Raw genomic sequence first — 11,325 nt, forward strand, 5'->3', positions numbered from 1 at the left:
CAACTTGTGCCAGGCAAAAGCACAGTGTCGTAAAGAAAACTTATCTTGGTAGTAACTTCTTTTGCAGGAGTACATAGCGATTGCGGACCGTGGTCGATATGAGGGGTTTTAGAATAAGGAGGAGCCAACATGAATAAACAGGGAGAGTTTACCATGAATAAGACGGTGAAAAAATCCCGTTTTAGCCAAAAAACTGAAAAAAGAATCTTGATCTTTACTTTTACCATTATTCCGGTATTTTTATTATTAATGTTATCTTATTATCCTTTAGTGAAGATGTTCCAGTACAGTTTGACAGAGTGGAATGGTTATTCCCCAGACAGTAAATTTGTCGGACTAGATAACTACAAGACAGTCTTAACCAATCCAAAATACTTTACCGTTTTTAAAACCAGCTTGTATTACTTCTTTGCAACTTTTTTGCAATTGGGTGTCGCTTTATTGTTTGCAACGATTTTGTCCTTTAAGGTCAAATTTGCTAATTTTTGGAAGGGGATTTTGTTTTTCCCTTACTTACTAAATGGGGTAGCAATTGGATTTATTTTCTTGTACTTCTTTAAAGGTGATGGAACTTTGGATACAGTGCTATCGGCGCTAGGTTTGGAGAGTCAAATTCGGCTATGGTTAGGAGATCGCTCCATCAATAATATTTCTTTGGCCTTTACTTCCTTGTGGCGTTATACCGGCTTTAACTTTTTGATTTTTTTAGGAGCAATCCAGTCGGTCAATCCAGAAGTTTATGAAGCAGCCGAAATAGATGGGGCTAATCGTTGGGATGAGTTTCGTTATATCATCGTACCGAGTATTCGCAAAATCATCTTCCTAAATCTGATTTTGGGCATAAGCGGCTCCTTGAGTGTCTTTGATATTCCATATATTATGACTGGAGGATCCAACGGCACCATGACCTTTGTAATCCAAACCATCGATACTGCCTTTAAGTATAATAAAGTTGGTTTAGCTTCAGCGATGGCAGTTATTTTACTCGTGATTGTCTTAGTGGTGACGTTGATTCAACGGAAATTTATTAGCGAGAAGGAGGCATAGAAGATGAAAAGACAATTTTCTATCGGACGTATACTTCAATATTTGATTTTGATTATCGGGGCAGTGGTTGCCGTACTACCAATCCTGGTAGTTTTTATTGGCTCTTTCAAATCCAATAATGAATTTTTGTCTACCAGTGTCTTGTCGCTACCAAAGTCATTGGACTTTAGTAATTACAAAACTGCGTTTATCAATGGTCAGATGTTGACAGGTTTTAAAAATACGTTGCTTATTTTTTCAATTAGTATGGTAGGTAAGCTTTTGTTAGGCTCGATGTTTGCCTATGTTATGAGCCGTTTTGATTTTAAACTGAAAAAGCCGATTATGGCTTTGTTTATGATGGCAATGTTGATTCCTGGCATTACTAGTCAAGTAGCGACGTTCCAAATCATTGAAGGAATTGGCTTGTTCAACACGATTTGGTCAGTTATTTTACTAAATTTGGGAACAGATGTGATTTCCATCTATGTTTTTTTGCAATACTTAGATGAAATCCCAGTCTCTCTAGACGAATCGGCCTATTTGGACGGGGCCAACTATTTTGGTATCTTTTGGCGGATTATTTTACCGAACTTAAAGGCACCTATTGTCACTATGCTAATCATCAGCGGTGTGGGTGTTTACAATGATTTCTATAATCCATTCTTGTATATGCCCGATCGTAAACTAAAAGTGATCTCCACGGCACTCTTTGCATTCAAAGGCCCTTATGGAACCAACTGGCCAGTGATCTTAGCCGGGGTAATTATTGTTATTTTACCGATTTTGGTTGTCTTCTTGGCTTTGCAAAAATACATTTACAATGGTGTTGCTGGTTCTGTGAAATAAGCTTACCGGAAAAGGAGGGTTACTGGTGACCGAGAAGTCCAGTAAATTAGTAGTTGCAGTGGAATTACTCTATGTCCTAGTAAAGTGTTCCTTGCATTTTTGGGGCTGGTTAGTCACTGGTGGCTTTATTTATGGCTGGGTTAGTAGCCATAAAAAGTTAGTTTTTTGTGTCGACCATCCAGAAGCCTTACAAGAAAAGCTCTGTCGACTAACCAAGAAGCTACCACCTACGAAACTGTGCGAAAAAGTGCTATCTGTGGGCGTATTTTTGTCCTTGGCGATCTTTTTATCTGGTGCGTGGCTCGGTAGCACTTCACTAGGCTTGTTTTTTAAAGTTACTGGGGGATTATCTTTGCTTCTTTTCTTACTCTATAATGCACACTGGGTCTTGGGAACAGCGACGTATGACGAAATGAAGGAAGCTCCTGTTGCTATTGGGTATCAGCTATTACTTCAGACATTACGACCCAGTTTGCTAAATGGCTTCATCTTGGGGTCCTATGCCTTTTGGATCCTATTATTGCTGGTCAGTCCCTTGCTGTTTTTCTTGGTGGCTCCTGGCGGAGTGGCCTATTTACTGAAAAAAGGCTCGCAAAAATTTCGTGAAATGGAAGGAATAAATCATGATTAGTGTCAATCCTGAAAGAAGAGAGTTTCACCTAAAAAATCAGAACATTAGTTATATTTTTCGGGTAATGGAAGAGTTAGACGTCTTGGAACAACTCTATTTTGGAAGTAGTATTCCTATTTATGATCAATATGATTTTTTGATTGAAAGAGAAATACGTCCCGCTAACAACCAAATCAAGCAAAACTACACTACTTCGTTGGAACATATCAAACAAGAAGTGGGCCTCTATGGTACCACTGATTTTCGCTATCCCATGCTACGGGTACGCTATCCAAAAGGAGATCGTATTAGTCACTTTACCTATCAACACTATCGGATTGAATTAGGAAAACAGGCACTTTCTGGCTTGCCTGGCAGTTTTGGTGAAGCGGGGGAGACTTTAATTATCACCTTGCAAGATCGTTATTCACCTTTGCAAGTCGAGCTTTACTATACCTTGTTTGGTGAAGAATCTGTAGTGACCAGACAAATGAAGATCATCAATCCTAGTGAGACGACCTTTGAGTTATTGGACTGTCTGAGTTTTAATCTGGATCTTCCAAATCAGCACTATGATTGGCTACACTTGGATGGAGCTTGGGCGAGAGAAACCCAGATTAGTAGAAATTCCATTGCTTATGGTGTGCAAGAAGTCGCCAGTACTCGTGGAGCCAGCAGTCATGTCCACAATCCTTTTATGGCTGTTTGTGAGTCCAATGCGACGGAAGAACAAGGAAAGATCTATGGCTTTAGCTTAATTTATAGTGGCAATTTTGTGGCACGTTTGCAGCTGGATACTTATGACATTTTGCGAATTCAAATGGGTATCAATCCTTTTGAATTTGCTTGGCAATTAACTCCAAAAAGCACATTTTTGACACCGGAAGCAGTACTGGTGTATAGTGAGGCCGGTTTTAATGGTATGAGTCAAAGCTTCCATCATTTTTTCCAAGAGCACTTGATATCACCTCGCTGGTCTCATAAGCAACGACCTGTTTTAATCAACAATTGGGAAGCCACTTATTTTGATTTTGACAGTGAGAAATTATTACAAATCGCTGAAAAAGCAGCAGCAATCGGTGTGGATCTGTTTGTGTTGGATGACGGCTGGTTTGGTACTCGGAATAGTGATAACGGCTCTTTAGGTAATTGGCAGGTGCAGCTAGCCAAAATACCAGAGGGGATCTCTGCCTTTGCGACGAAAATCAATCAATTAGGTTTGGAATTTGGGCTGTGGTTTGAACCCGAAATGATTTCTACGGATACACCCTTGTATGAGATGCACCCTGAGTGGGTAATTGGTAATTCTGAGAAGCAAATCTCTCATGGACGGAATCAGTTTGTCTTGGATTTTAGCAACCCAGAAGTGGTGGAGACAATTTTCCAGCAAATCGATTGCGTTCTTGCTTGTGGCAAAATTACATACCTGAAATGGGATATGAATCGTTATATTTCAGAACCATTTTCCAATTACCTCGCCGATGGTAATCAAGGAGAGTTGTTCCATCGCTACATTTTAGGTGTTTATGACCTGTATGAAAAAATCTTAGCAAAATACCCCGATTTGTTGATTGAATCCTGCGCTGGTGGCGGTGGCCGTTTTGATCCTGGGTTACTCTACTATGCACCCCAGACTTGGGCCAGTGATGATACTGATGGGGTCGAACGCTTGAAAATTCAATACGGGGCTTCGATGGTTTACCCATTAGCTAGTATCGGTAGTCATTTGTCACAGATTCCCAATCATCAAGTAGGGCGTTCGCCAGGACTGACTTTTCGTAATCAGGTAGCGATGTTTGGTACTTATGGTTTGGAGTTGGATATTACGAGGATGTCAGATGTAGAGCTACAACAGGTAAAAGCAGCGATTGCCACCTTTAAAGAATACCGAGAATTGATCCACGAGGGGCGTTTTTATCGTCTCAATAGTCCTTTTGATAATACCCAGTGTAGTTGGATGGTAGTTTCAAAAGATTTGAGTGAAGCTTTGGTGGCGGATTATCAAGTGTTGGGTAAACCGAATCCGGCTTATCGTCGTTTATTATTGGCCGGTTTAGATTTGGAAGCTAATTATCAAATCAATCAACTGCCACAATTACGTTCCGGTAAGGATCTTTCTAGCATTGGCTTGATTATGGGTGGCAACTATGTCGGTCGAGCAAAAGACTATTGGTCCCGTCAATTGCCGGGGGATTATGCGTCTCAACTGTATCATTTACGACGAGTAGATAAATAATTTCAAAAGGACAGTGGCTGGCTATTTCCATTCGGTAGCAGATAGGATAAGATATTAGGATAAGCCATAAGTGGAGGTAACATGACGATGAAAAAATATATCCTTATTTCCAGTGATATTCGTAAGAAGATACTGGAAGGTGTATATCAAGCAAATCAACAAATTCCCTTCGAAAAAGATCTTTGTGTGGAATATGACGCTAGTAAGATGACGGTGAAAAAGGCCTTAGATATGTTAGTGTCAGAGGGATTGATTATCAAACGTCGTGGATCCGGTACTTTTGTCAAGGATTTGGCGACCGATGAAATAGAACGAATTGCGGTGGCTAATCAGTTTCGTGGGACGACTGCTCTCAATCCAGGAAAAGAAGTTAAAAGTAAAGTTTTGGAGTTTAAGGTAATAGAAGCGGATAACTTGGTAAAAAATAAATTAAATATGCAGGAAGATACTTTCGTGTATGATATTTATCGGGTGCGTCACATTGATGGCAAGCCGTTGGTTATGGAAAAAATGTACATGCCTATCGATTTGATTCCTGGTTTGAAAAAAGCCAATATTGAAGGGTCCATTTATGAATATATTGAAGAAGATCTCGGTTTGAAAATCCAAAGTGGGCATCGACGCGTCAGTGTCCGAAAGGCGACTGAAATCGAACAACAGTATCTAGAATTGGATTCGGGAGATCCGGTGGCAGTGGCAGAGCAAATTGCTTATTTTGATACAGGCATCGCTTTTGAGTACTCCATTTCAGTTCATCGTTATGATAGTTTTTCGGTGGAGTTTGTCTTAACGAGAGAATAAGTAAGCGGAAAAATCCTCTTTCCGCTTTTTATTTTGATTTTCAAATTTTAAAAGTATATACCTAAAAATAAATAACTACTTACAATGAAAATTAGTGTAGGTAAGTAGACTGAGAAAGTAGGGGGAATTCTTGAGTATTTTAGCAATTGATATTGGGGGTACGAGTATCAAATATGCTCTGTGGGCAGCAGAAGCCTTGACCGAAAAAGGTTCCTTTGTGACACCCGTGACTTGGGAGCAAATGAAGATGGACCTAAAAGCCACTTTGCATAATTTAACCAGTTGTAGTCAGACACCGATTGAAGCGGTGTCGATCAGTGTACCCGGAGCAGTGGACAGTGATCAGGGGATTATCGGGGGCTACAGTGCGATCCCCTATATTCATAAAATTCATTTTGTTGCAGAATTAGAGGAGTTATTGGAAAAACCTGTCTTCGTGGAAAATGATGCCAATTGTGCAGGGTTAGCAGAAGCCTTTTATGGTGCTGCCAAAGATGCCAAAAGTTCAGTTTCTTTCATCATTGGATCGGGAATCGGTGGAGCCGTGGTGTTGGAGCGGAAACTAGTCAAGGGGCATAACTTATTTGGAGGCGAATTTGGCTACATGTTGGCGGAAAATGGACAAACGTTAAGTGAGTTAGCCAGCCCTGTTCATGCTGCAAAGCGCTATTGCGAACAGAAAGGTTTGGTATCAGGTATTACAGGTCGAGAACTATTTGATATTGCTGACACTGGAGATCAATTGGCTCAACAAGAAGTTCAACAATTGTTCCGAGCCTTGGCGATTGGTATTTATAATGTTTGCTTGGTCATCGATCCTGAAGTAGTCTGTATCGGTGGTGGCATATCAATGCGCAAAGATCTATTGGCTCCGGTAAAAGCCCAATTATGTTTGTTACAACAACATCATCATTCAGAGGACCAACGAATTACTGTGAAGATTTGTCAGTTTCAACAAGATGCTAATCTGATAGGAGCAGTGGCAAACTATCACTTACGAAAGGAGCAAGTTTAATGTATGCAATAGATGCAAAAAAAAGGTGGCAAAACTATCAAGGGAGTCAGCGAAAGCCTGCTGATTTTGAAGCTTTTTGGCAGGCAGGGTTTCAAGAGGTAGATGATTTGGGGACAGACTATCATTTAGAGCCTCATCCCTTGAATTCTTCAGTAGCAGAAGCATTTGATTTAACTTTTACAGGTGTTCAAGGAGCCACCGTCCATTGTCAACTCATTCGGCCTAAACGTCTGCAAAAAAAGTCTCCCCTCTTGCTTCAATTTCATGGGTATCACTCAGATGCTGGGGATTGGTCAGACAAGGTCGCTATGGCTGCTGAAGGCTTTTGGGTAGTGGCACTCGATGTTAGAGGACAAGGTGGTTTGTCAGAAGATGTGGGATTGACCACGAAAACCAGTCTGAAAGGGCATATAATCCGGGGAGTGGAGTCTGGACCAAATGATTTATTTTATCGAAGTGTGTTTCTCGATATTTACCAGTTGACTCGGCTAATGGTAGCAGAACCCCAAGTGGATACCAGCCAACTGTATACCTATGGTGCGTCACAAGGAGGAGCTTTGGCGTTGATTTGTGCGGCTGTTGCTCCGGAAATCAAGGAATCTTTTGTTTGTTATCCGTTCCTAAGTGATTATCGCGAAGCTTATCGCTTAGATGTAGAAAACTCTGCCTATGAAGAGTTGGCTTATTGGTTTCGCTTTAAAGACCCCTTGCACCAACGAGAAGAAGCTTTCTTTGAAACATTGGATTACATTGATTTGCAATACTTTGCTCCTTGGATCAAAGGGAAGGTGCATTGGGCAATTGGCCTTGCAGATACAGTCTGTCCACCGAAAACCCAGTTTGCTGTGTACAATCAGCTAAGTAGCGCAGCTGACAAAGAAATGCTATTTTATCCAGAGTATGGCCATGAATACTTGCCAAAATTTGGCGATCATATGCGGCAGTGTTTAGCCGACGTTTTGAGAGAAAAGGAGTAGAATGCTATGTTGACATTTCCAAAAGATTTCTGGTGGGGTGCAGCCACATCTGGTCCCCAATCAGAAGGCCGTTTTCAAAAGAAACATGCCAATATGTTTGATCATTGGTACGATATTGAACCTGAAGTTTTTTATGACCGAGTGGGGCCAGATATGGCTTCGAACTTTTACAATAGCTACCGAGAAGATATCGCATTGATGAAGCAAACGGGATTGAATTCCCTTCGCACCTCGATTCAATGGACCCGTCTCATCAAGGATTTGGAAACCAATGAAGTGGATCCAGTGGGTGTTGCTTTTTACAATAATGTGATTGATGAGTTCCTCTCTCAAAATATCCGACCGATTTTTAACCTCCATCATTTTGATTTGCCAGTGGAGCTTTACCATAAATATGGCGGTTGGGAATCGAAGAAAGTTGTCGATTTGTTTGTGGGATTTGCTGAACAATGTTTTGCTTTGTTTGGTGACCGTGTGAAAGACTGGGTGACCCACAATGAGCCGATGGTGGTAGTAGATGGGGAGTACTTGTTCCAATTTCATTATCCAAAATTGGTGGATGGCAAGAAAGCAGTACAAGTGGCATACAATTTAAATCTCGCTTCCGCTAAGGTCATGGCGAAGTTTCGCGAAATGGGTCAACCACAAGCTGGTGGCCGGATTGGTACCGTGTTAAACTTGACGCCAACTTACGCAGCTTCAGATGCTGAAGCAGATCAAGAGGCAGCCCGAATTGCCGAACTGTGGAACAATAAAATGTTTCTCGACCCAGCCATCAAAGGGGAATTTCCTGTGGAATTGCTAGAATTGCTGACTAAGGATGGGGTATTGTGGCAGTCAACTGCTGATGAGTTAGCTTTGATTAAGGAAAATACTGTTGATTTTATCGGAGTGAATTTCTATCATCCAAACCGGGTCAAGACACCTGACATTGCTCCAAATTCAGTGGGTGCCTGGATGCCTGATCGTTATTATGATGCATATCAAATGCCTGGCCGTCGCATGAATATTGACAAAGGTTGGGAAATCTATCCCAAAGCAGTGTATGACATTGCCATCAATATTCGCGATAATTATGGCAATCTACCTTGGTTTGTTTCTGAAAATGGCATGGGGGTTTCTCGGGAAGAACGCTTTATGGATGAAAAAGGGCAAATTCTAGACGATTACCGCATAGAATTTATCAAAGAGCATCTCCAATGGTTGCATAAAGGGATTGAAGAAGGTTCCAACTGCTTTGGCTACCATCTATGGACTCCTATCGATTGCTGGTCCTGGAGCAATGCCTACCGTAACCGCTACGGCTTAATCGCTAATGATATTCACACTCAGATTAAGACGATTAAGAAATCTGGGGAATGGTTTAAGACATTGGCGGAGAATAATGGTTTTTAAAAAGATTTAGGAGGGAGGAGTGAATTTGTTTTCAAAAACTCCTTTGTGTTGGAGTAAATGGAAAATCTGAACGAACAATAGGGTTTATTGATGAAAAGTCATTCTAGTTTCTTCAGTGCTTTGTCAAATGGTGTTGTTTTGACCAAATCACACTTTAGGAAATGCTTTGGCATTTCCTTTTTTGATGTACCCTGCACGGGTAGCAACTTTGTAGCTGATGGAATCTGAAGGAAACCTAAAGCAAAAAATTATATCATAGTTCATCCATTTTATAACTAAATCAAATATCATTCGAATTCAAGGAACAGTGGATGTGTTTATTGCGATAGGTGGTTCTTTTGGAGGCGCAATAATAGCTTTGTTAATATTTATTTACCTTAACAAAAAGACCAATAAACATAGCTAATAAAGTTCAAGTAAAGAGATATACTGCATCCAACGATATTTTTTCATAAAGTTATTCTTAACTTTATGATTCTTGATTTAGATCAATGCCAACACCAACTTTATTTCCTAAAATAGGACCATAAAAGTGAAAAGGAGTGACTTCAATATGTCAGATTACAAAAAAATTTACGAAACAACAGCGACTAATACCGGTGGCCGTGATGGAGTGAGCTATTTAAATGATGGATCATTTGAAGTGAAGATTTCTACACCTAAAGAAATGGGAGGATCTGGGAGTGGAGTAAACCCAGAACAATTATTTGCTTTAGGATACAGTGCTTGTTTTCACGGGGCATTAGAAATTGTTAAGGGTCAACGTAAAATTCATCAATCTTCACAAGTTACACATACAGTAAAATTATACAAAAAGCCAGACGATGTGGACTTTAAATTAAGTGCTGAGATTCAAGTTGCAATTCAAGATTTAGATTTAGAAGAAGTTCAAAAAATTGCTGAAGAAGCGCATAAAGTTTGTCCATATTCTAAAGCAGTAAAGGATTCCATTGAAGTTTCAGTACGCGCTGTTCCTTATGATGCAGATAAAGAAAAATAAGTATAGAAAATCGTTCACTGATGATATTACATGAGTGAACATTTTTTTATGCTATACTAACCACAAAAAGAGGAGTAGTAAGAACATGATTGATTTCACAAAATATGATCATTGTATAAGTACAATGCCTTTATTTCAGGGATTGTCCCTCACTGAAATTCAATTTATCCAAAGTGATATTACAGAACAAGCTTTTTCTGCAGGACAGTTTATCTATCAAGCAGAAGATATACTTGAATCTCTTTATCTTATTCAAGAAGGAAAAGTAAAAGTTTATCGCTTAGGTTCTTCAGGTAAAGAACAGGTGATTCGTATTTTAGAACAGGGTGATTTTGTGGGCGAGCTGGCATTATTTGAAGAACAACATTATGGATGCTTTATAGAAGCAATATCACCAACTAAAGTATGTACCATTCAAAAGGACAACTTTAAGCGGATTTTACTATCGCATCCCCAAATAGCTCTAGAACTTTTATCAGAAATGGCGAGACATCTTGATAATACAGAACGATTAACTGTAGGAATCACGACTGAAAGAGCAGAAACACGCTTAATTCAGTATTTGTTAGAAGAAAATATAAAGCAAAATACAGAGCAGATAAAATTGGAAACTACGAAAAAAGAACTTGCTTCTTATTTAGGGATGACTCCAGAAACACTTAGTAGATATTTAACAAAACTCACTAGGAATAATCTAATAAAGCAGCCAATTCCTAATATAATCGAGTTAACAAATGTAACTGAATTGAAAAATTTAATGGATAAGGTGAGGTAGATAAGAAGAAAGGGAGAAGCAAAATGCATCTCCCCAAAATGAGCTTATTCCTTGATTTCAAATTTTGAAATTGCTAGATAGACTGCAATCATACATTTTTGATAACAATCTTGATCGTATTTTCCGTTTCTCCACGATTTTTTGTGCATCAACGAGCTGAATCTTTTAAGAATGGCTTCAATGGCTTCTTCATTTCCAGCTTTTGCTAAAATAAAATCTTCTTTCAGTGTATTCATAGACCATCTTCCTTTCCATAAATTTAAATATTATTTATGGGAGGTGGTCGTATTAAAAGTGAAATCGAGTAAGTTTTAAATAAGCATAATTTTCTCCTGTTTTATAATTGGACATTTTTTTCATCTCTAAACTTCTATTAATCATTCGATTGTAGAAATCATCTATACATTCAGAAATATCTTCTTTCTTGTAATAGACATTTTCCATAACTGTACCTAAATCAGCTAAATCTGCATTTTTGGGGTCTAAAATAAATAATTTAGCTTTTGTTCGTAGTAGGGCTTCAATAATTGTAAGAATGAAATATGTCTTCCCACCACCGGTACCGGGAGCGTCAATAATTTTGTGTAAATGATTCTTCCCTACTGCAGATTGTTTCTAATTCTCAATCAGTTGGCTTAGCA

General features: G+C 39.4%; 11 protein-coding genes and 1 pseudogene. 10 read left to right on the top strand and 2 right to left on the bottom strand.

Annotated features, from left to right (window positions below; translation table 11 throughout):
* Positions 1 to 129 precede the first annotated feature (129 nt).
* The 10 genes from DVW06_RS15440 to DVW06_RS15485 all read left to right on the top strand — a co-directional run bounded on the left by DVW06_RS15440 (position 130) and on the right by DVW06_RS15485 (position 10,684).
* Positions 130 to 1,047, top strand: coding sequence for a carbohydrate ABC transporter permease (locus tag DVW06_RS15440; RefSeq protein WP_002320609.1), 918 nt, complete (start codon positions 130 to 132; stop codon positions 1,045 to 1,047).
* Between the two features lie 3 nt (positions 1,048 to 1,050).
* A complete protein-coding gene (locus tag DVW06_RS15445) occupies positions 1,051 to 1,875 on the top strand; it encodes a carbohydrate ABC transporter permease (RefSeq protein ID WP_002320610.1) in 825 nt (274 codons plus the stop codon).
* 25 nt (positions 1,876 to 1,900) lie between these two features.
* Complete coding sequence (locus tag DVW06_RS15450; RefSeq protein ID WP_137264832.1) at positions 1,901 to 2,506, top strand: hypothetical protein; 606 nt, start codon at positions 1,901 to 1,903, stop codon at positions 2,504 to 2,506.
* Positions 2,499 to 4,721, top strand: a complete 2,223-nt coding sequence (locus DVW06_RS15455; protein WP_003128922.1) for an alpha-galactosidase — start codon at positions 2,499 to 2,501, stop codon at positions 4,719 to 4,721. The genes DVW06_RS15450 and DVW06_RS15455 overlap by 8 nt, the downstream gene beginning before the upstream one ends.
* An 87-nt stretch (positions 4,722 to 4,808) precedes the next feature.
* Positions 4,809 to 5,522, top strand: coding sequence for a GntR family transcriptional regulator (locus tag DVW06_RS15460; protein ID WP_003128923.1), 714 nt, complete (start codon positions 4,809 to 4,811; stop codon positions 5,520 to 5,522).
* A 130-nt stretch (positions 5,523 to 5,652) separates the two neighbouring features.
* Positions 5,653 to 6,537, top strand: coding sequence for an ROK family protein (locus DVW06_RS15465; protein WP_002372641.1), 885 nt, complete (start codon positions 5,653 to 5,655; stop codon positions 6,535 to 6,537).
* Positions 6,537 to 7,514: an acetylxylan esterase gene (locus DVW06_RS15470; RefSeq protein WP_002372643.1), complete on the top strand. Its 978-nt coding sequence runs from the start codon at positions 6,537 to 6,539 to the stop codon at positions 7,512 to 7,514. Before DVW06_RS15465 ends, DVW06_RS15470 begins: the two co-directional genes overlap by 1 nt.
* 6 nt (positions 7,515 to 7,520) lie before the next feature.
* Entirely contained in the window at positions 7,521 to 8,909 is a 1,389-nt protein-coding gene (locus tag DVW06_RS15475; RefSeq protein ID WP_003128926.1) for a glycoside hydrolase family 1 protein, read from the top strand.
* A gap of 553 nt (positions 8,910 to 9,462) precedes the next feature.
* Positions 9,463 to 9,909 (top strand): organic hydroperoxide resistance protein, encoded by a 447-nt coding sequence (locus DVW06_RS15480; RefSeq protein WP_137264833.1) that lies wholly within the window; start codon positions 9,463 to 9,465, stop codon positions 9,907 to 9,909.
* An 85-nt stretch (positions 9,910 to 9,994) separates the two neighbouring features.
* Positions 9,995 to 10,684: a Crp/Fnr family transcriptional regulator gene (locus tag DVW06_RS15485; protein WP_137264834.1), complete on the top strand. Its 690-nt coding sequence runs from the start codon at positions 9,995 to 9,997 to the stop codon at positions 10,682 to 10,684.
* Positions 10,685 to 10,728: 44 nt separating this feature from the next.
* Here DVW06_RS15485 and DVW06_RS15490 read toward each other — a convergent pair whose 3' ends face one another.
* On the bottom strand, positions 10,729 to 10,920 hold the full coding sequence (locus DVW06_RS15490) for a helix-turn-helix domain-containing protein (protein ID WP_137264835.1): 192 nt from the start codon (positions 10,918 to 10,920) through the stop codon (positions 10,729 to 10,731).
* 70 nt (positions 10,921 to 10,990) lie between these two features.
* Positions 10,991 to 11,269, bottom strand: a pseudogene (locus tag DVW06_RS17575) (ATP-binding protein); the annotation flags it as partial.
* Positions 11,270 to 11,325: the final 56 nt, after the last annotated feature.

The organism is Enterococcus sp. ARL09-542 (assembly GCF_005234805.1).
GTDB lineage: Bacteria > Bacillota > Bacilli > Lactobacillales > Enterococcaceae > Enterococcus_D > Enterococcus_D gallinarum.

Coding starts and splice junctions, on each gene's coding strand:
- DVW06_RS15440 (WP_002320609.1), top strand. CDS start 130: ATGAATAAACAGGGAGAGTTTACCATGAATAAGACGGTGAAAAAATCC.
- DVW06_RS15445 (WP_002320610.1), top strand. CDS start 1,051: ATGAAAAGACAATTTTCTATCGGACGTATACTTCAATATTTGATTTTG.
- DVW06_RS15455 (WP_003128922.1), top strand. CDS start 2,499: ATGATTAGTGTCAATCCTGAAAGAAGAGAGTTTCACCTAAAAAATCAG.
- DVW06_RS15460 (WP_003128923.1), top strand. CDS start 4,809: ATGAAAAAATATATCCTTATTTCCAGTGATATTCGTAAGAAGATACTG.
- DVW06_RS15470 (WP_002372643.1), top strand. CDS start 6,537: ATGTATGCAATAGATGCAAAAAAAAGGTGGCAAAACTATCAAGGGAGT.
- DVW06_RS15475 (WP_003128926.1), top strand. CDS start 7,521: ATGTTGACATTTCCAAAAGATTTCTGGTGGGGTGCAGCCACATCTGGT.
- DVW06_RS15480 (WP_137264833.1), top strand. CDS start 9,463: ATGTCAGATTACAAAAAAATTTACGAAACAACAGCGACTAATACCGGT.
- DVW06_RS15485 (WP_137264834.1), top strand. CDS start 9,995: ATGATTGATTTCACAAAATATGATCATTGTATAAGTACAATGCCTTTA.
- DVW06_RS15490 (WP_137264835.1), bottom strand. CDS start 10,920: ATGAATACACTGAAAGAAGATTTTATTTTAGCAAAAGCTGGAAATGAA.